This is a genomic window from Selenomonas sp. oral taxon 126 (assembly GCF_001683335.1).
Taxonomy (GTDB): Bacteria; Bacillota; Negativicutes; order Selenomonadales; family Selenomonadaceae; genus Centipeda.
Window position 1 is genome coordinate 2624180 of sequence record NZ_CP016201.1, and the last position, 18268, is coordinate 2642447.

Genomic DNA, 18268 nt, shown 5'->3' on the forward strand with positions numbered 1-18268 from the left:
CACGGGAATCCCTGCCATAGTAGATTCATATTATCGAAGCACGAGGCAAAAGTCAAGAAATGATGTGTGCTTCAAGGTGAAGTTTACCTCAAATTTATCTGCTTCCAATGCGCTCAAGAGCAGCGGCTGCCGCCTGCTGCTCCGCCTCCTTCTTGCTGCGTCCCGTCCCCTCCCCCATCGGCTCGCCGCCGATAAGCACGATGGTCGTGAACCTCTTGTCGTGGTCTGGACCCGTCTCGCCGACCAGCTTGTAGGAGATCGTCGCATGACGCTTCTGCTGCACATGCTCCTGCAGGGTCGTCTTGTAGTCACGCGCAACGTGCGTCCGCTCCACAGAGCGCGCCTCTGAGGCAAGCTGCCGCGTCACATAGTCACGCGCCGTCTCCCAGCCGCCGTCGAGGTAGACAGCACCGACGACCGCCTCGAATACATTCTCAAGATTGTTCTGCCGATCAGCCCCGCCGTTATGCAGCTCCCCGCGTCCGAGCAGGAGATAGCTGCCGAGATCGAGCTGCCGCGCAAGTCTGGCAAGTGTCTCACTCTGAACGAGGCTCGCGCGCATCTTCGTCAGCTCCCCCTCGGAGCAGTCCGGATAGTGCGCATACAAATACGTGCTGGAGGCAAGCTCCAGCACGGCATCGCCCAGAAATTCCAGACGTTCATTATGCGGTATGTCATCCTTCGCCTCATTCGTATACGAAGGGTGGGTCAGCGCCTCATCGAGCAGAGAGAGATCGCCGAAGGAAACACCTATTTGGACAGAAAGGCGCACAAGTGCTGCGCGCCTTCCCTCTGTCATTGTATGTGCCATTTGTTTTACTTCTGATACTTCTTGACGACAAGGCAGGCATTGTGACCGCCGAAGCCGAAGGAGTTGGAAATGGCTGCGCGCACCGTCTTTGCACGCGACTTGTTCGGTACATAGTCGAGGTCAAGCCCCTCATCCGGCGTATCGTAGTTGATCGTCGGCGGGAGCATGTCGTTCTCGACCGCAAGTGCCGTCGCGATAAGTTCGACACTGCCTGCCGCACCAAGGAGATGCCCCGTCATAGACTTGATCGAGGAGACCGCGACATCCTTCGCGGCATCGCCCCAGACTGTCTTGATCGCCTCTGTCTCGCAGAGATCGTTCATATGCGTGGAGGTGCCATGCGCGTTGATATAGTCCACGTCCTCGGGCTTCAGCGCTGCGTCATTCAATGCGAGCTGTATGCACTTTGCCTGATACTCACCATGCGGCGCAGGACTCGTGATGTGGTAACCGTCCGAGTTCGAGCCGTAACCGATAAGCTCGGCGTAGATATGTGCGCCGCGTGCCTCTGCATGCTCCAACGTCTCAAGCACAATCAGACCTGCACCCTCGCCCATGACGAAGCCCGAGCGGTTCTTGTCGAACGGACGCGAGGCATGCGCAGGATCGTCATTGTGATCCGTGCAGAGCGCCTTCATCGCGGCAAAGCCCGCGCTTGCAGCCTCGGAGATGCTTGCCTCCGTGCCGCCCGCAATCATGATGTCCGCATCGCCGCGCTGCATGACGCGATAGGCGTCGCCGATGCAGTTCGCGCCCGTGGCGCACGCCGTCACAACACAGGAAACAGGGCCATGCAGGCCGTAGTTGATCGCAACCTGACCTGCAGCCATATTGGCAATCATCATGGGGATGAAGAAGGGGCTGACGCGCTCGGGTCCCTTGTCAAAGAGGCGCTCATAGGTGCTGTGCATCGTCTCGATGCCGCCGATGCCCGCGCCGACATACGCACCAATGCGGTCGCGATCCACACTGTCCAGATCGATACCTGCATCCTTGAGTGCCATACCGGCGGAGACAACGGCGAATTGGGCATAGCGATCCATGCGCTTTGCCTCTTTCTTGTCGATGTAGCCGTCAATGCTGAACTCCTTGACCTCACCCGCAATCTGCGCAGCGTAGCGTGTCGCGTCGAAGCGGGTAATGCGGTCAATGCCGTTCTTGCCTGCAAGCAGCGCCTCCCAGAAGGCGTCCTTACCAATGCCGATCGGCGTGATCGGGCCAACCCCCGTGACGACAATTCTCTTCTTCAAACCAACCGACTCCTTTCCTAGAGCTTGCACCCTAGTTCGCTGCCTCAAGCTGCTCTTTCAGCTCCTCAAATATCTCATGAACACTCAGAATCCGATCGATGCGCGGCATGAACTCGCCCGTAAAGACAAGTCCAGTCTCAAGATCCCCCTGCTGCGCACGCGAGAGCGCGCGGATGATGCAGAAGTGATGGTCGCACTGCTTTAGGCAGCGGTCACACACCTTCGGTCGTACAGGTCCCTCCATGATCCGTGCAGAGAACGGGGTGCGCACAGCACGCCCCGGTAGACCAACGGGACTGTGGATGATGACGATATCATCCTTCTTGGATTTCAGATAGTACTGCTTCAGCGACGGCGCAGCATTGGACTCCACACATGCCGCAAAGCGCGAACCGAGCTGTACGCCATCCGCGCCCATCTTGTGAAGATCCACAATATCCTGCCCCGTCAGAATGCCGCCGGCTGCAAAGATTGGAATCTTCACCGCCGCGCGGACATCGGAGATGATATTTCGCACGGACTGATCCGTGCCGAGATGACCGCCTGCCTCCTTGCCCTCGACGACAACAGCCGCCGCGCCAAGTTTTTCGGAGATCTTCGCCAGCTTTGCCGTGGAGACAATCGGCACAATCGGTGTGCCGGACTCCTTGCCGAGCTGGAACATATCGCGGGAGAACCCCGCACCTGCGACCACGAGATCAATGCCCTCGTCAATCGCAATTTTAACGGCATCTGCAAAGTCGCTTGCCGCAACCATCTCGTTGATGCCGATGATCCCATTGGGAGATAGTGAGCGCGCGAGCCGAATCTCATAGCGCAGTTCCTGCGGCTTCATGCCGGACGCCGCGATGAGCCCGATTCCGCCCTCGTTTGCAACAGCGGCCGCGAGCCGCGCCGTTGTTATGCGGATCGCCATACCGCCCTGAATGATGGGGATGGCGGCAACCTTATTGCCGATCCTCACCTCGGGTAGTCTCATATAAGCCCTCCAATCGGGAGAGTATGCCACACAGCAGCATCGTGTTCAGCGAACACAATCTCTCCGCAAGAAGTTTTGGCTCCTCCTCCAACCCTCGTTCTATCGTCAGTCGGGAGGCGCATGTATCACAGCAGGGCGCTTCCCGCCCTGATTGTATGCAAATTCAATAGAGTCTCAATCCTGTCTTTTGAGAAAAATCCCGTGCGCCTGAGCTGTCACGGGATTTCCCTAAAAGACCAGTTTTGTGCACGATAGCGACTAAATATCGCCGAATCTTACTTGTTCTGATCGATGTAGTTGACGACATCCTGAACCGTCTTAATCTTCTCAGCAGCCTCGTCGGGGATCTCTACATTGAATTCCTCCTCGAAAGCCATGATGAGCTCAACGATGTCGAGCGAATCTGCGCCAAGATCGTCAATGAAGGTGGACTCGAGAGTGACTTCATCAGCCTCCGAGCCGAGCTGTTCCACGACGATGTCGCGAACCTTTTCAAACGTTGCCATGCGTATTCACCTCCTTTAAATGGATTGATTGTATGCTACATAACCATGCCGCCATCTACATTAAGCGTCTGGCCGGTAATGTACGATGCTGCATCACTTACAAGGAAGAGAACAGCATCGGCAACATGCTCCGGTTTGCCGAGTGCTCCAAGCGGAATGCCATCAACAATCTTTTCGCGTATGCTGTCCTTGAGAACAGCTGTCATATCGGTGTCGATAAAGCCCGGCGCGACGACGTTGACCGTGATTCCGCGCGCAGCGAATTCCTTCGCCGCCGCCTTCGAGAAACCGATCACGCCCGCCTTTGCCGCAGCGTAGTTCGTCTGTCCCACGTTGCCGATCTCGCCGACCACGGAGGAGAGGTTCACAATGCGTCCGCTGCGCTGCTTCGTCATGTACTTTGCAGCAGCTTTTGTGCACGCATAGATGCCCTTGAGGTTCGTGCTGATAACCGCATCGAAGTCCTCATCCTTCATGCGGACGAGCAGCGTGTCGCGCGTAATGCCCGCATTGTTGACGAGAATGTCAAGTCCGCCGAGTTCCGCATGCACGCGTGTGACCATCTCGGTCGCTGCAGCACTGTCGGAGACATCCGCCTGAACGAGCAGTGCCGTACCGCCCTGTTCCTCGATGATCGCCTTGACCTCCTCGGCAGCAGTATGATTGCCCGCATAGTTGACGGCGACCTTCGCGCCCTCCTGTGCAAGTCGGATGGCGATTGCGCGACCGATGCCGCGTGAACCGCCCGTAACAAGAGCAACTTTACCCTCAAGAAGCATAGATTTCCTCCTCAATCGTACCGAATTCATTTAATCATTACTTCTTTAGTGTGTCAAGTGTTTTTTGCAGCGATTCCACATTCTCGACGTTCAGGCTCTTCAGAGCCTTGTCGATGCGCTTATTGAAGCCCGCGAGCGTCTTGCCGGGGCCGCATTCGACATAGGTATCCGCACCGAAGTCACGCATCGTGTTGACGCACGCAATCCAGCGTACGGGATGATCTGCCTGTGCGACAAGGTTCGCCTTGATCTCTGCCGCTGTCTGCTGGAGTCCGCCCGTATAGTTCGAGACCACGGGGAATGCCGCATCGTGCAGCTCCACCTTGTCGAGCTCCGCTGCGAGTTTCTTCGCGGCAGGCTCCATCAGCGTCGAGTGGAACGGTGCGGAGACGGGCAGGATGACCGCCTTCTTTGCGCCCTTTTCCTGCAGCATCTGCACAGCCGTCTCCACGCCCTTCGCTGTGCCCGCGATAACAGTCTGTCCGGGGCAGTTGAAGTTGACTGCCTGCACGGCACCCGCCGCGCTTGCCTCGGCGCAGGCCGCAATGATCGTCTCATCGTCGAGTCCGATGACCGCAGCCATCGCACCCTCGCCCACGGGAACGGCTTCCTGCATATAGGCACCGCGCTTGTGCACAAGAACGACAGCATCCTGAAACGAGAGTACGCCCGCCGCAACGAGCGCCGCATACTCACCGAGGCTGTGCCCCGCCGCAATCTCAGGCTCGATGCCCTCCGCACGCAACAGTTCCGCCGCAATGACTGCCACCGTAAGGATGGCAGGCTGCGTGTGCTCGGTCAGCTGCAGCTGATCGGCAGGCCCCTCAAAGCAGAGCTTGCTGATGGAGTAGCCGAGCGCCTCATCCGCCTCGGCAAAGCGCTTCTTTGCAATATCATAGGTGTCGAAGAAATCCTTCCCCATGCCGACGACCTGCGCCCCCTGTCCGGGGAACAAAAATGCGAGTTTTCCCATAGCCCTGCACCTCACTCACAGGTCTTGCGCGCAGCGTCAAATGCGCCTGGAAGACCGTTTACAATATCCTCAATGATCTGCTTAACGGGCTTCACATCCGAAAGCATGCCCGAGATCTCACCGATCATGACGGAGCCGTTGTCGACATCGCCCTCATGCGTTGCACGGTGCAAACTGCCGACACCGAGCTGCTCGAGCTCCTCGTTCGAAGCGCCTGCCGCCTCCATCTCCTCATACTTGCGCGAGAGCTTGTTCTGCAGAACACGCGCGGGATGTCCGAGCGAGCGTCCCGTGACAACCGTCGAGCGATCCTTTGCCTTCAGAACCGCCTGCTTGTAGTTCGGATGCGCAATGCACTCCTCGCTGAGGACGAAGCGCGAGCCCATCTGGATCGCCTGCGCGCCGAGCGCAAACGCCGCAGCCATGCCGCGCGAATCGCCGATGCCGCCCGCACCGATGACGGGTACATCCACGGCGTCCACCACCTGTGGGAGCAGCGCCATCGTCGTGATCTCGCCGATGTGTCCGCCGGACTCCGTCCCCTCGGCGATCACGGCATCCACGCCCGTGCGCACAAGACGACGCGCGAGCGCGACCGATGCCACCACGGGGATGACCTTCGAGCCGATCTCCTTGAGCGCCGGCACATACTCGCCGGGGTTGCCCGCGCCCGTTGTGATGACGGGAACACGCTCCTCGAGCACGACCTGCATGACTTCCTTCACAAAGGGACTCATGAGCATGACATTCACGCCGAAGGGCTTGTCCGTCCAGCCCTTCACCTTCTGAATCTCATTCCTGAGCGCATCGGGCGGCATATGTCCGGCTCCGATGAGTCCAAGCCCTCCGGCATTGGAGACGGCAGAGGCGAGCTCGGCTGTGCCGATCCATGCCATACCACCTTGGAAGATTGGATACTTGATGCCAAGCATCCGACAAATCGGATTGTTATCAAACATTAACCGTTTTCCTCCTTCGCCCATTTCATAATACACGATGCCCATGTAAGTCCCGCGCCGAAACCTGCAAGGGCAATGTTGTCTCCCTTTTTGAACTGCTGCGCGTGCGCCGCCTCCGCGAGGGCGACAGGGATGGATGCGGCAGACATATTGCCGTAACGATGAATATTTATAATAACTTTGTCCATCGGCATCGCAAGACGCTTCGCTGCCGCCTGGATAATGCGGATATTCGCCTGATGTGGAACGAGGTAGTCGAGCTCCTCGCGCTGCATGCCCGCGCGCGCGAGGGAGGTCTCCACCGTCCGCCCCATGACCTTCGTTGCAAAACGGAAGACCGCCTTGCCGTCCATGTGGACGAAGTTGAGCCGCTGCTCTATCGTCTCGGGCGTCACGGGGCAGAGACTCCCACTCGAGGGAATCTCAAGAGTGTCGCCGCCCGAGCCGTCGCTGCCAAGATCGAAGGCACGCATGCCGTAGCCCTCCTCGACTGCCCCGAACACCGCCGCACCCGCCCCGTCGCCAAAGAGGATGCAGGTATTGCGATCCTGCCAGTCCACCACCTTGGAGAGCACCTCGCCGCCGATCACAAGCACGTGACGATAGACGCCGCTCTCGATGAACTGCGTCGCAATCGATGCAGCGTAGACAAAGCCCGAACACGCCGCCGAGAGGTCGAACGCCGCCGCATGCTTTGCTCCGAGCCGATCCTGCAGGACGCACGACGTCGACGGGATGAGTCTGTCCGAGGTGAGCGTCGCCATAATGATGAGATCGAGATCAGCGGCATCCACGCCCGCATCCGCGAGCGCCATCTCAGCCGCATGCTGTGCGAGCACGGAGACCGGCTCCCCCTCTGCGGCGATCCGCCGTTCGTGAATGCCCGTGCGCTCGACAATCCAGGCATCGTTCGTCTGAACCATCTTCTCAAGGTCGAAATTCGTCAGCACCCGCTCCGGAACGTAGTAGCCCGTTCCGAGGATGCCTGCACTGATCTTAGGCACGATCCCTCTCCCCCTCCTTTGCCAGAGCATCACGGATCTGATCCAGCACTTTTCCATTCACATAATCCACGGTCACGCCGATCGCACTCGCGACGGACTTCGCGTCCGAAGAGCCGTGGCCGATCACGCAGTAGCCGTTTACGCCGAGCAGCGGCGCACCGCCGTACTCCCTCACATCGAGCCGCTTGCCGAGACGCCGGAGCGTCGGCATGAGAAGCAGCGCACCGAGCTTCGCCATCAGCCCCGCCCCGCGAATCTCCTCCTGGATGAGTCCAAGAATTGTTTTCGCAAGCCCCTCTGCAAATTTTAGCACAACATTGCCGACAAATCCATCACAAATAACGACATCAAAATTTCCCTTGGGCACATCACGCCCCTCGGCGTTTCCTGTGAAGTGAATATTCGGCTCGACCTTCAGCAATGCATAGGTCTCCTTCGCCTGCTCATTCCCCTTCGTCTCCTCCTCACCGATGTTGAGGAGTCCGACACGCGGATGCTCGATGCCGAAGACATACTGCGCATAGAGCGAGCCCATGACCGCGCTCTGGACGAGGTGCTCGGGCTTTGAGTCCACATTTGCGCCCGAGTCGAGCATGAGCGTCACACCGTCGGGCGTCGGCATCGGCGTTGCAATGGCAGGGCGCCCGACGCCGCGGATGCGGTGCAGGATGAGCTGTGCCGCCGCAACGGCAGCGCCCGTAGAGCCTGCGGAGAAGACCGCATCGCAGGTGCCCTCCTTCACGAGGCGCGTTGCAACCACGACGGAGGAGTCCTTCTTTGACCGCACCGCCTCTGCGGGATGTTCGTCCATGCCAATCACCTCGGAGGCGTGGACGATGGAGATGTGCAGTGCCGCAGGATCTTCACCGTGCAGCTCCGCGCGAATCTGCTCCTCATCGCCGATCAGTACGATCTCGCAGTCGTATTTCTTCGCTGCGTCCACCGCACCACGCACAATCTCCTTCGGTGCGAAATCACCGCCCATCGCGTCGACCGCTATACGCATCCTGCACTCCCTTCTCCCATACCGCCGCCCTCATCACCGATCGAGGGACACCACGATAAACTTTGCGCGAAAGACCTCTTTGTCCTCGCGGTATGTCTTCACCCAAACAAAGATCTTGTTGCCGCGCACCTTTACGATCTCCGCATGCGCGATGACCGTATCCCCCTTCCGGATCGGCGTCTTGTATTTCACATTGGCGACGCCCGTCATCGCAACGGGCGCATCGATGATGGCGAGTGCGAGCGAGTTTGCCTGCGAGAAAAGCGCCGTACCGCGCGCAATCTCCGAGTCCGCAAAGAGGAGATCATCCGTGACGCGGAGCGCCGACGTGCCCCGCACGCCCAGTTCGAGCGAGAGGAGATCACCGATCACCTCGGTATGCGGAATGGCGCGCACCTTCTCGCGCGCATTCTCCGCGAGTGTACGCACGCGGGCGCGCAGCTCGGGAATGCCCAGCTCCGTGCGGTCGAGCCGCACCGTCTGCACGCTCACGGCAAGTTTCTTCGCCAGAGCCTCATCCGTCAGGAACGGTTCTTTCCGCACTGCCATGACAAGCGTCTCCTGCCTCCGCCGCTTCTTCTCCGTCATCACGCCACTCCTCTCCCCGAACTTATGCACAAACTCCTACGCCCATAAATTCGTTATTTTTAGCACCTGCTGCTATCATTACGAATGCATTATACTAGGTGCTAAAAATTTTTGCAATGAGGAAATGATTAAAAATAAAAGAGCTGCCGCAAAAAGTCCACAGACTTCTTGCAACAGCTCCGCATGGTTCTCATTCAGCCGCCTCGGCCACAGGCTTTCCGTCATAATAGCCGCATTCCATGCACACGTGGTGCGGGAGCTTCGGCTCATGACACTGCGGGCACGAAACATAGTGCGGCGCTTCGAGCTTCCAGTTTGCACGACGACGGTCACGGCGCGCTTTCGATGTCTTTCTCTTTGGTACTGCCACTTTGGATACACCTCCTTAATCGTTTTTCAATAGGCTCTCTAAAGCCGCCAGTCGGGGATCTGCTACGAATGTATCACAGTCGCACTGACCCTCGTTCAGGTTCTGCCCGCAGACCGGACAGAGCCCCTTGCAATCAGACTTACACAGCTCACGCAGCGGCTCAGCCACAAGGAGGGTGTCACGCACGAGGTCATCCAGCACGATGGACGCGCCATCGTAGAGTGCCTCATCCGCTTCTCCCGGAGTCTTCGCATAGTCCTCAGAAAAATCAAGCGTAATCTCCCGCTCCCCCTCCGCGAGGCAGCGGTCACAGACGAAGTGTCTGGATGTGCGGACGGTGCCCGCAACGCGCAGGGACGAACCTGTGTTCATCACCGTTCCGTCCACACAGACCTCTGTGCAGAAATGTTCCCCGGCATCCCCCAGATCGAGAGACTCCGGCGTCACCGCAAACGAGAACGCGCGACTCTCCCCGAGGGGGAATGTCGCCTCTGCGATATCCAGCTTCATCATGACGCATGACCTTTCACATTATAGCGGCGGTTTTCGGCATTGTCAAGGAGGGTTTTCAGAGTTCCGCCACCTCATCCTGCGGCGCGTTCATCTGCGCCTTTGCCGTGCGCAGGACATTCATCGCCTGATTCAGCCCCATCTCCGCCTGCTGTACGCCCTTGAACGTGCTGCCGACGTGGGCGATCAGCTGCTCGAACACCTGATTGGCATAGGCATCCGCATCGCTCTGCAGACGCGCGGCATTCGCCTGTGCCTGCTCCATGATCTCGCGCGCCTGATCCTGCGACTGCTGCATAATCGCACGCGCACGCTCCTTCGCCTGAATGACGATCTCGCTGTCCTCGATCATCTGATTTGCACGCCCCTGCGCAGAGTCGACGATATCCTTCGCCTCCTCGCGCGCACGCGAGATGATGTTCTCCTGCTCCTGCATGATCTCCGCCGCGCGGTTCAGCTCCTTCGGGAGATCCATGCGCAGCTCCTCCACGAGATGCACAATCTCATCGTCATTCACAAGAGCCTTGTCGCTGAAGGGGAGGTGGGACGCATCCGCAACCAGATCTTCCAGCTTTTTCAGCGTATCGATAACTGCCATAAATCTATCTCCTTTTCCTGCGCCTCCGGCAGCGCCTTATCCCCGTGGGGGCTTTCCATACATCTTCAATATCGCCCGCTCCACCGATGGCGGCACAATCCCCTGCACCGGCCCGCGGAAGCGGATCAGCTCACGCACACCCGAGGAACTGACGAACGTCAGATCGGGGCGCGTCAGCAGAAAAATCGTATCGCTCTCGGGCATGAGGTGGCGCACCATCGCCGCGTGATTCTCCTCATACTCGAAATCCTTCACCGAGCGCAGACCGCGTACAACAACGCGCGCATGTTCCCGCTTCATATAGTCCGTCAGGAGACCGGAGAACACATCCACGCGCGCATTCCGCACATGGGCGGTCGCCTCCCGCAAAAACCGGATACGGTCATCCAGCGGGAAGCAGCCCTCCTTCTGGACATTGTGAAAAATACAGACAATGAGCTCGTCAAACATCGCGGCAGCGCGCTCCACAATGTCGATATGCCCCGTCGTCACGGGATCAAAACTGCCCGCAAACACCGCGCGTCTCATTCCTGCACCTCCTGCGCATAAAAACAGATGCGTGCCGCACCGTAACGCCGCTCACGCACAAGCGAGAGACTACCGCTCCGCTCGATGATCTCCTCCCCTGCGCCCTGCTCGAGCACGAGAAGCCCATCTGCCGCAAGCAGCGCACCCGCATCCAGCGCAGCGAGCACGCGCGCATTATCCCCGTGCGCATACGGCGGATCGGCAAAGACAAGGTCGAACGTGCGCCCATCGCGCGCGAGTGCCGCGACCTGTCCGTAGACATCGCCGCGCCGAATATCACTCTGCGCCGCGAGTTTCGTCCGCCGTGCATTCTCCGCGAGAATCGCGTGCGTCGCCGCATCCACGAGCACAGCGTGCGCCGCGCCGCGCGAAAGAGCCTCAAGCGCAAGCGCCCCCGTCCCCGCAAAGAGGTCGAGCACCCGCGCATCATAGACACGTGCGCCCAGCATACTGAAGATCGCCTCGCGCGTGCGGTCAGCCGTCGGACGCGTCCCATCCCCCGCAGGGGCTTTCAGACGTGTGCCGCGCGCACTGCCCGTAATGATCCGCATCGCATTCCTCCCAGTATTCTACCATAGGCTTTCCTATTTTACCACAATTCACATTCGCATTTCAACCTGTTGGCATACTCAGTTGAATAGACAGCTTTACAGATTACACAATAAAATTTGACAGCTTTGCAAATGATATAAAAAGCCCCCTTAGAACAAACCAATCTTCGTCTGTTCTAAGGGGTTGCGCTCCAGTTTTCTCTAATGAAAGTGAACTTCGCTGTTGTCAATAAATATTACATTTCCTTGGACATTGATTGTAACATCTCCACAGTCTGAAAATACACTACGTTTGACGTTTGTAAGCACGTTGTCTTGAAAGGTCGTGCTCACACTATTATCATCTCCACCAACTTGGGGATACGCTTCTTCATAGCGCTGTACTCTGTTCTCTGCCTCACTTGCTTTTTCGTAGACCTTCAACAAAATTTTAGCAACGTCCGTCGTGTCCATAATCGCACTCTGCTCCTTTTCTATAACACTATACAAAACAAAAAGGCATGACAAAACGCAATATTATATTCTAGGGAATCACTGATAAAATGAAGTCCGCCAGATTGGCGCAGATTTTTTGCTCTATTTAAGGAGGAAAACCTAACACAGAGTGGTGCTCTGTGGAGAATTTGCCGACGAAGTGCGAGCAAAAAAGATGCGCTAAGATGGTTTACATGGAAGTAGTATATCAAATAATCTACATTTTTTCAAGAAATTCATTTTAATGGCTCTTTGTCAATAGTTCACTGACTTGTATTTATCCCCATCATCCCAATCACAATCTCAGTTGTACTTTAGATCCATTTCAAAGATCATTTTCATTGATTGCAGAACATGAAAGAATAAGATAAAATATTTTTCTAAGAATAGCACATGAAAATGACAGGACGCAATAAAGAATATGAAGCAAATATTATTCATCATCTCAATTTTCCTCTCACTCTCCCTGCTCCTCTTTCACTTCGTATTCCATCCCACGTATGGGGGTGAGTGGCGCACGCTGTCCGCTGCGACAACGGATGCAGGTAATGGACGTATTCTGCTTGTGCCGCTCGACTCACGCCCGCCATGCAGGGAGTTCGTTGTAAACGGCGGCAAGATCATTGGGTGGGAAGTCATCACGCCGCCGACGGAGTATATGGACTACTATTCCATGGCGGGCGATACACATGCGCTAAAAGCGTGGCTTGCACGCGAAGCGGGCGGGGCGGATGCCGTGATCTTCTCGGTGGATCAGCTGCTCTCGGGAGGTCTGCTCGCGGCACGTGAGGCGCATATCTCGGCGAAGGATATTGCGGCGTTGGCAAACGATCTGCGCGCGCTGCACGCGGCGCATCCCGCCGTTCCCCTGCACGCGTTCTACATCCTGCCGCGCGCGATTCCGCAGGACGGGCTAGAGGGCTGGCGCGAGCGCCGCGCCCTGCTCGCCTATGCGCGCCTCCTCGGACGCGCGGGCGAGGGTCTACCCGTCGATGCGGAGGAGATGGAGCGTCTGCGCGCGCAGTTTCCGCCCGACTATCTGGAAAAATATCTCGCCCACTTCGAGGAGAGCACGGCTCTCGCCGCCATGCTCATCGGCCTTACGGAGGAGGGCGTGCTCACGCGCCTCGTCCTCGGGCAGGACGACGGCGAGGAGTATTCGGTCGGCAATCTGAAAAAGGCGGAGCTTGCCGCTCTGCTCGTACAAAAAAACATCGCCCCCGAACGGGCGATGATTGTGCACGGCGCGGATGAGATCGCGCTCTCCATGCTCACGCGGATTGCAGTCGATGAGCTGTGCGCGGACGGCGGCGCCGCGCCGCGCGTTTCCCTGCGCTATGCGGGTGCAGGCATGGACGACGCAGTCTTCCCCTTTATGGCGGTCTCGAACGACGTGACGGCGCGCGAGAAGATCGCCATGCTCGGTGCTGTGTGCGCGGAGGAGGCAGAGGACAGCGATCTGACGCTCTGCATCTCTGCTGGTGACAGCAACGCGGATACGCTCGGCACACGCGCGCCCGCCGCAGCTGCAATACGGGATATGATGGCGAGAGGAATGCCCGTTGCGCTCGTCGATCTCTCCCGTCATTTTCACGCGGAGGAAACGCTACTGCCCATGCTGATCGAAAAGAATGTACCCGTGAACGCGTTCACGGCATACGCGGGCTGGAATACGGCGAGCAATGCCATCGGCACTGCCCTCTCGGAGTCGCTGCTCTATCACTGCGCCATGCAGCGCGCAGGGAGTGACGAGGAGCGAGAGGCATACACGTACGCAAATCTTGCCTTCCTCACGGGGCGCATCGCCGAGGATGAATTCTATCTCAAGGAGACAATCGACCGCGTCAACAATACGCTCCGCATTGCGGGCTATCGGAATACTGCCGATCTCGATCTCACGCGCAACTGGCGCTGGGCGAATGATCTCCTCACGCACGATCTCGATCGCCGCATACGCAGCTATGAGAGCAGTGCCGCCTTCCGCGCACCGTTTCAGCAGGGCGATATGCAGCTGCGCCTTGTACGGAGCAATATCACGGCATACTACCCGTGGCCGCGCACCTTTGAGGTGCGGTTGGAGGCTGCGCCGACGGTCGAAATATCCCCGTAACACAAAGGGACTGTTGCACGAGTGTTTCGTACAACAGTCCCTTTTATCCCATATTCACTGTGCCGCAAGCCCGAAGCGCGTAATGCCTTCCTTGCGGAACTTGTCCAGCAGCTCCATAACGCCGCTGTAGTTGATATCCCCATCCGCGCGCACAACAACGGCAAATCGCGGATTCTTCTGACTCTCCGCACGCGCACGGCGCAGGAGGGTCGCCTCGTCGATCTGTTGATCCTCGAGCCAGAGCGAGCCGTCCTTGCGTACGGTGACGAGATAGGTAACGTTCAGCTGCGTCTGCGCCGTCTGCGCCTTTGGCAAGTTCACATCGACCGTCTTCAGATTCACCATGTAGAGCGTGCTCATAATAAAGAAGACGAGCAGGAAGAACATGATGTCGATCATGGGGATAATCATGACCTCGGGCTTTTCAAACGCCCTTCTGTCGCGCAGCCTCATGCCTCATCACCTTCCGCTGCTTCTCCCGCATGCAGAGAAGTCTCGATCACGCCCTTGACACCTGCCGCACGCGCAAGCTCAATGCGGCTGTTCTCGGCAGCGGAGAAGCACATCTCCATATCCGTGACAATGTTCTCGATGCGCTGCGAGAAATACGCGTGTACGGAGAGTGCAATGATGGCGACACAGAGTCCCATCGCCGTTGCAATCAGCGCCTCGCCGACACCGCCCGTAATCGCGCTCGGCTCGCCCGCCTCGATGTTGAACACGCTGAACGTCGAGATCATGCCGCTGATCGTGCCGAGGAGCCCGAGCAGCGGCGCCATCGTAACAGTGACGCTCAGATAGTACATCCGATTGCGCAGCTTCGAGAGCGCAATACCGGACTGGATCTCCATATACGAGGACATCTTGCGCGAATTCTTGCTGTTCTTCGAGATCGCGCTGTACAAAATGTCCGCAATCGATCCGCGCTTTGTCTCCGTCAGCTGAACGGCCTCGCTAAAGCGCCCATTTGCGATGTGTAGCATGAACTCATGTGCAAATGCCCGCCCCGCATCCGCACGTGCAAAATAGAATGCACGCTCAATGCCGATAAAGACGACAAAGATCGATGCCGCGAGCAGGAAGTACATGACAATGCCGCCCTGCCTGAAAAATTCAATTCCCTGCGCAATAAAATCCATCGTATAACCGTTCCTTCCCCAATAAACTACAATGACCCACGTCATCCCATGATAAGCGAGATTATTCTACTACATATTTGTGTCTGCGTCAACGATAACAAATATCATTATAATATTCTGATTGACACCTGATACCTTGCAGACCATGTGAAAAAATACTATAATAAAAGCCGTTATCTCATCGAAGGAGGATGTAGTTTGAAGTTCCCTCTCGCACGCGGCTTCTGGCAGCTATTCAAAGGATATTGGAGTTCCCCCGAAAAATGGAAGGCGCGCGGCCTGCTCATTTCGGTCATCGCGCTCAACCTCATCATGGTCTATCTGCTCGTGCGGATCAACGACTGGTACCGCGTTTTCTACGACACGCTGCAGGCGTATGACTGGGCATCGTTCTGGCCGCTCGTCGGCGAGTTCTCCGTGCTCGCATTCCTCTACATTGTGATCGCCGTCTATGCCGTCTATCTGAGGCAAATGCTGACGATCAACTGGCGTACGTGGATGACGGAGCAGTATCTCACGCGCTGGATGCACGGGCAGGTCTACTACCGTCTGCAGGTGCTGCGCAGCGATACGGACAACCCCGATCAGCGAATCAGCGAGGATATCAATCAATTCGTCTCCCTGACGCTGACGCTGCTCGTCGGCATCCTCAAGCAGCTCACGACGCTCGGCGCATTCGCCGTCGTGCTCTGGAACCTCTCGGGCGTCATCACCGTCCCGATCGGCGGCACAGAGTTCACCGTCTACGGCTATATGTTCTGGCTGTCCCTCCTCTACTCAGGACTCGGCACATACTTCGTCCACGTCGTCGGAAAGAAGCTCATCCGTCTGAACTTCGACCAGCAGCGCTATGAGGCGGACTTCCGTTTCAGCATGATGCGCGTGCGCGAGAACAGCGAGAGCATCGCGTTCTATCGCGGCGAGATGGCGGAAACGGTCGGCTTCAAGGAGCGGTTCGCAAACGTCATCAAAAACTACTGGGGACTCATGCGCCGCACGAAACTGCTGAACTTCTACGTCAACGGCTACTCACAGCTCGCGATCATCTTCCCGCTCGTCATGGCGGCACCACGCTACTATGCGGGCGAGATGGCGCTCGGCGGGCTCATGCAGACGCTCTCGGCATTCGGGCGCGTGCAGGATGCGCTCTCCTTCTTCGTCGATTCCTACAGCTCCATCGCCGAGCTCGCCGCCGTGATTCAGCGACTCTCGGGCTTCACGGAGCATATGGAGGAGTCCGCGCGGGTTACGAGCGATATTGTACGCAACGAGGGCAGCAATAAGGCGCTCGCGCTGCAAAATCTCTCGATTGACCTTCCGGACGGCGCACCGCTCCTCTCCGCCTGCACACTCTCCCTGCCCGCAGGCAGCCACGTCCTCGTGACGGGTGCCTCGGGTGCGGGAAAGAGCACGCTGCTCCGTGCGCTCGCAGGCATCTGGCCGTATGGCAACGGCACAATTGAGCTGCCGCAGGGCGCAAAGAGACTTTTCCTCCCGCAGCGCCCCTATCTCGTCCTCGGCTCGCTGCGCCGTGCGCTCTCCTATCCGCGCACGGCGGCGGCATCCGATGAGGAGATTGCACGCATTCTAAAACTCGTTGGGATGGATCATTTCGCCGCGCGTCTTGACGACGTGGACGATTGGAGCCGCATTCTCTCGCTTGGCGAGCAGCAGCGCCTTGCGTTTGCACGCATATTGCTCATCCGACCCGACTGGATTTTCCTCGACGAGGCGACATCCGCCCTCGACGAGCCGCGCGAACGCGCATTGTATGAACTGCTGCATCAGGAACTCCCCGCCGCGAGCATCATCAGTGTCGGGCATCGCTCGACCCTTTTTGCCCTTCATGACACGGAGCTCCGCCTCAAAGATCAATCGTATACCTATCAGGAGATCCCACATGAATCGTAGAGAATTCCTGCGCCGACTTGCACTCATTGGCATCGGCGCCGCCGTCTTTCCATTCTTCCCCGCAGCCGTGGAGGCATCGTGGTACATCCCATCGGCGCTGCCCGGCGTATCCGTGCGCCCGACGCATCTGAAATTCAGGGAGCTTGAAAATCGCTTTGTCACGGACTGCATCGTCGTCCACCACATCGGCATGGCGAATAACGATGATGTCTCAGCAGAGACCGTGCATCAATGGCATTTGAACAACGGCTGGGCCGGCATCGGCTATCACTTCGTCATCCGCAAGGACGGCACCATTGAGGAGGGGCGTCCGCTCGGCACAGTCGGCGCGCACGTCTACGGCGAGAACCGCCATACAGTCGGCATCAACCTCGTCGGCAATTTTGAAAATGCCGTGCCCACGGAGGCGCAGAAGGCATCTGCCGCACGCCTCATCGCCTCGCTCTGCACCGTCTATCAGCTCGATCCTGCGTGGCAGAAAACAGTGAAGGGGCATCGCGATCTCAATGCGACCGCCTGCCCCGGTCGTCATCTTTACGCACAGCTGCCCGACATCGTACAGCAGGCGCGCATCTTCTACAGCTCTGAGGAGTTGCAGACAGAGCGTCTGCGTATTGCACAGCGCGAACGTGAAGAGCAGGAGGCGCAACGCGCACGCATTCGTCAACAGATGGAGGAAGCGCAACGGAGGAACGGCATGACGCGCCCCGCACACCCGACGCCAAGCACGCCGAATCCGCCCGTACAGCCGCCGCCCGCAAAGCCGGGGCTAAAGCCGAACAAGCGCCCCGATCTGCCAAAGCCGAACCCGCGCCCCGCGCAGCAGCGGCGCATTGCAACCTGAGCTAATGGAGGTGAAGCGCCATGGGATTCCACTACCGCTGGTTCGACCGCGATCAGGAAAAAACCGACGAGATGGGCATTCCTCTGACGCGTGCAGACATCGACGCACGTGAGCACGCAAAGCAGGAGGAGCGCATCTTTTCGCGCGGTGAACAGACCGGCATCGTCCTCGCCTCTGTGATCTTTGCCTACGGCTGGACAGAGGGGGATCTCTCGCTCATCTTCTTCTGCCTCTCCTTTCTGATGTTCGAGCTGCGAAAGATTGTCGCGCGTTTCTCCCGCACCTACGGAAAGAGCATTGCAAACGCCATGCAGGGGTTCAGCATTGCGCTCGTTCTCGGCGCACTTGCGCTAGTTCTTACAACCTAGGAGGTATCTA

At 57.9% G+C, this 18268-nt stretch carries 22 protein-coding genes and 1 pseudogene; 5 read left to right on the forward strand and 18 right to left on the reverse strand.

Features of this window, described 5'->3' with window-relative positions:
* Positions 1 to 94: 94 nt before the first annotated feature.
* From rnc to AXF19_RS12015, 12 genes are all read right to left on the reverse strand, one after another.
* Complete coding sequence (gene rnc, locus AXF19_RS11965; RefSeq protein ID WP_066849294.1) at positions 95 to 811, reverse strand: ribonuclease III; 717 nt, start codon at positions 809 to 811, stop codon at positions 95 to 97.
* Between the two features lie 5 nt (positions 812 to 816).
* Positions 817 to 2061: a beta-ketoacyl-ACP synthase II gene (fabF, locus tag AXF19_RS11970; RefSeq protein ID WP_066849296.1), complete on the reverse strand. Its 1245-nt coding sequence runs from the start codon at positions 2059 to 2061 to the stop codon at positions 817 to 819.
* 31 nt (positions 2062 to 2092) lie between these two features.
* A complete protein-coding gene (locus AXF19_RS11975) occupies positions 2093 to 3040 on the reverse strand; it encodes an NAD(P)H-dependent flavin oxidoreductase (RefSeq protein ID WP_066849298.1) in 948 nt (315 codons plus the stop codon).
* A 275-nt stretch (positions 3041 to 3315) separates the two neighbouring features.
* Complete coding sequence (locus AXF19_RS11980; protein ID WP_066849300.1) at positions 3316 to 3546, reverse strand: acyl carrier protein; 231 nt, start codon at positions 3544 to 3546, stop codon at positions 3316 to 3318.
* A gap of 35 nt (positions 3547 to 3581) precedes the next feature.
* Complete coding sequence (gene fabG / locus AXF19_RS11985) at positions 3582 to 4325, reverse strand: 3-oxoacyl-[acyl-carrier-protein] reductase (protein ID WP_066849303.1); 744 nt, start codon at positions 4323 to 4325, stop codon at positions 3582 to 3584.
* Positions 4326 to 4362: 37 nt separating this feature from the next.
* Positions 4363 to 5298: an ACP S-malonyltransferase gene (fabD, locus tag AXF19_RS11990; RefSeq protein ID WP_066849306.1), complete on the reverse strand. Its 936-nt coding sequence runs from the start codon at positions 5296 to 5298 to the stop codon at positions 4363 to 4365.
* A gap of 11 nt (positions 5299 to 5309) precedes the next feature.
* Positions 5310 to 6257, reverse strand: a complete 948-nt coding sequence (gene fabK, locus AXF19_RS11995; RefSeq protein WP_066849308.1) for an enoyl-[acyl-carrier-protein] reductase FabK — start codon at positions 6255 to 6257, stop codon at positions 5310 to 5312.
* Entirely contained in the window at positions 6257 to 7261 is a 1005-nt protein-coding gene (locus AXF19_RS12000; RefSeq protein ID WP_066849311.1) for a beta-ketoacyl-ACP synthase III, read from the reverse strand. The genes fabK and AXF19_RS12000 overlap by 1 nt, the downstream gene beginning before the upstream one ends.
* Positions 7254 to 8267 carry a phosphate acyltransferase PlsX gene (gene plsX / locus AXF19_RS12005; RefSeq protein ID WP_066849314.1) on the reverse strand — a complete coding sequence of 338 codons (1014 nt, stop codon included), beginning with the start codon at positions 8265 to 8267 and terminating at the stop codon, positions 7254 to 7256. The genes AXF19_RS12000 and plsX overlap by 8 nt, the downstream gene beginning before the upstream one ends.
* A 33-nt stretch (positions 8268 to 8300) precedes the next feature.
* On the reverse strand, positions 8301 to 8855 hold the full coding sequence (gene fapR / locus AXF19_RS12010; protein ID WP_066849316.1) for a transcription factor FapR: 555 nt from the start codon (positions 8853 to 8855) through the stop codon (positions 8301 to 8303).
* A 190-nt stretch (positions 8856 to 9045) separates the two neighbouring features.
* Entirely contained in the window at positions 9046 to 9225 is a 180-nt protein-coding gene (rpmF, locus tag AXF19_RS14070; RefSeq protein ID WP_006306287.1) for a 50S ribosomal protein L32, read from the reverse strand.
* Positions 9226 to 9240: 15 nt separating this feature from the next.
* The gene (locus AXF19_RS12015) at positions 9241 to 9597 is read right to left on the reverse strand and encodes a YceD family protein (RefSeq protein ID WP_442983849.1); all 357 of its coding nucleotides are present in this window, start codon (positions 9595 to 9597) and stop codon (positions 9241 to 9243) included.
* A 33-nt stretch (positions 9598 to 9630) separates the two neighbouring features.
* On the opposite strand from AXF19_RS12015, the pseudogene AXF19_RS16055 reads away from it, so the two are divergent.
* A pseudogene (locus AXF19_RS16055) lies at positions 9631 to 9693 on the forward strand (hypothetical protein); the annotation flags it as partial.
* Between the two features lie 100 nt (positions 9694 to 9793).
* On the opposite strand, the gene AXF19_RS12020 reads toward AXF19_RS16055, so the two are convergent.
* The 4 genes from AXF19_RS12020 to AXF19_RS12035 form a co-directional block, all read right to left on the reverse strand.
* On the reverse strand, positions 9794 to 10333 hold the full coding sequence (locus tag AXF19_RS12020) for an ATPase (RefSeq protein ID WP_066849321.1): 540 nt from the start codon (positions 10331 to 10333) through the stop codon (positions 9794 to 9796).
* Positions 10334 to 10369: 36 nt separating this feature from the next.
* Complete coding sequence (gene coaD, locus AXF19_RS12025; RefSeq protein ID WP_066849323.1) at positions 10370 to 10861, reverse strand: pantetheine-phosphate adenylyltransferase; 492 nt, start codon at positions 10859 to 10861, stop codon at positions 10370 to 10372.
* Positions 10858 to 11412, reverse strand: coding sequence for a 16S rRNA (guanine(966)-N(2))-methyltransferase RsmD (gene rsmD / locus AXF19_RS12030; protein WP_066849325.1), 555 nt, complete (start codon positions 11410 to 11412; stop codon positions 10858 to 10860). Before rsmD ends, coaD begins: the two co-directional genes overlap by 4 nt.
* Before the next feature lie 201 nt (positions 11413 to 11613).
* Positions 11614 to 11865, reverse strand: coding sequence for a hypothetical protein (locus tag AXF19_RS12035; protein WP_066849327.1), 252 nt, complete (start codon positions 11863 to 11865; stop codon positions 11614 to 11616).
* A 442-nt stretch (positions 11866 to 12307) separates the two neighbouring features.
* On the opposite strand from AXF19_RS12035, the gene AXF19_RS12040 reads away from it, so the two are divergent.
* Complete coding sequence (locus AXF19_RS12040) at positions 12308 to 13996, forward strand: DUF4127 family protein (RefSeq protein ID WP_066849330.1); 1689 nt, start codon at positions 12308 to 12310, stop codon at positions 13994 to 13996.
* Between the two features lie 54 nt (positions 13997 to 14050).
* Here AXF19_RS12040 and AXF19_RS12045 read toward each other — a convergent pair whose 3' ends face one another.
* On the reverse strand, positions 14051 to 14449 hold the full coding sequence (locus AXF19_RS12045; RefSeq protein ID WP_066849333.1) for an ExbD/TolR family protein: 399 nt from the start codon (positions 14447 to 14449) through the stop codon (positions 14051 to 14053).
* Complete coding sequence (locus AXF19_RS12050) at positions 14446 to 15135, reverse strand: MotA/TolQ/ExbB proton channel family protein (RefSeq protein WP_066849336.1); 690 nt, start codon at positions 15133 to 15135, stop codon at positions 14446 to 14448. Before AXF19_RS12050 ends, AXF19_RS12045 begins: the two co-directional genes overlap by 4 nt.
* A gap of 198 nt (positions 15136 to 15333) precedes the next feature.
* Between AXF19_RS12050 and AXF19_RS12055 the strand changes: the two genes are divergently transcribed.
* The 3 genes from AXF19_RS12055 to AXF19_RS12065 are packed head-to-tail and all read left to right on the forward strand — an operon-like array spanning position 15334 to position 18258.
* Complete coding sequence (locus AXF19_RS12055; protein WP_066849338.1) at positions 15334 to 17046, forward strand: ABC transporter ATP-binding protein/permease; 1713 nt, start codon at positions 15334 to 15336, stop codon at positions 17044 to 17046.
* A complete protein-coding gene (locus tag AXF19_RS12060) occupies positions 17036 to 17890 on the forward strand; it encodes a peptidoglycan recognition protein family protein (RefSeq protein ID WP_066849340.1) in 855 nt (284 codons plus the stop codon). Before AXF19_RS12055 ends, AXF19_RS12060 begins: the two co-directional genes overlap by 11 nt.
* A gap of 20 nt (positions 17891 to 17910) precedes the next feature.
* Positions 17911 to 18258 (forward strand): hypothetical protein, encoded by a 348-nt coding sequence (locus tag AXF19_RS12065; protein WP_066849342.1) that lies wholly within the window; start codon positions 17911 to 17913, stop codon positions 18256 to 18258.
* Positions 18259 to 18268: the final 10 nt, after the last annotated feature.

Bases quoted from the DNA above. Each gene is read 5' to 3' on its own strand.
- AXF19_RS11975 (WP_066849298.1), bottom strand. From the start codon at position 3,040: ATGAGACTACCCGAGGTGAGGATCGGCAATAAGGTTGCCGCCATCCCC.
- plsX (WP_066849314.1), bottom strand. From the start codon at position 8,267: ATGCGTATAGCGGTCGACGCGATGGGCGGTGATTTCGCACCGAAGGAG.
- fapR (WP_066849316.1), bottom strand. From the start codon at position 8,855: ATGACGGAGAAGAAGCGGCGGAGGCAGGAGACGCTTGTCATGGCAGTG.
- fabK (WP_066849308.1), bottom strand. From the start codon at position 6,257: ATGTTTGATAACAATCCGATTTGTCGGATGCTTGGCATCAAGTATCCA.
- AXF19_RS12015 (WP_442983849.1), bottom strand. From the start codon at position 9,597: ATGAACACAGGTTCGTCCCTGCGCGTTGCGGGCACCGTCCGCACATCC.
- rnc (WP_066849294.1), bottom strand. From the start codon at position 811: ATGGCACATACAATGACAGAGGGAAGGCGCGCAGCACTTGTGCGCCTT.
- AXF19_RS12020 (WP_066849321.1), bottom strand. From the start codon at position 10,333: ATGGCAGTTATCGATACGCTGAAAAAGCTGGAAGATCTGGTTGCGGAT.
- AXF19_RS12060 (WP_066849340.1), top strand. From the start codon at position 17,036: ATGAATCGTAGAGAATTCCTGCGCCGACTTGCACTCATTGGCATCGGC.
- AXF19_RS11980 (WP_066849300.1), bottom strand. From the start codon at position 3,546: ATGGCAACGTTTGAAAAGGTTCGCGACATCGTCGTGGAACAGCTCGGC.
- coaD (WP_066849323.1), bottom strand. From the start codon at position 10,861: ATGAGACGCGCGGTGTTTGCGGGCAGTTTTGATCCCGTGACGACGGGG.
- AXF19_RS12050 (WP_066849336.1), bottom strand. From the start codon at position 15,135: ATGGATTTTATTGCGCAGGGAATTGAATTTTTCAGGCAGGGCGGCATT.
- fabG (WP_066849303.1), bottom strand. From the start codon at position 4,325: ATGCTTCTTGAGGGTAAAGTTGCTCTTGTTACGGGCGGTTCACGCGGC.
- AXF19_RS12065 (WP_066849342.1), top strand. From the start codon at position 17,911: ATGGGATTCCACTACCGCTGGTTCGACCGCGATCAGGAAAAAACCGAC.
- fabD (WP_066849306.1), bottom strand. From the start codon at position 5,298: ATGGGAAAACTCGCATTTTTGTTCCCCGGACAGGGGGCGCAGGTCGTC.
- rsmD (WP_066849325.1), bottom strand. From the start codon at position 11,412: ATGCGGATCATTACGGGCAGTGCGCGCGGCACACGTCTGAAAGCCCCT.
- AXF19_RS12035 (WP_066849327.1), bottom strand. From the start codon at position 11,865: ATGGACACGACGGACGTTGCTAAAATTTTGTTGAAGGTCTACGAAAAA.
- AXF19_RS12040 (WP_066849330.1), top strand. From the start codon at position 12,308: ATGAAGCAAATATTATTCATCATCTCAATTTTCCTCTCACTCTCCCTG.
- AXF19_RS12045 (WP_066849333.1), bottom strand. From the start codon at position 14,449: ATGAGGCTGCGCGACAGAAGGGCGTTTGAAAAGCCCGAGGTCATGATT.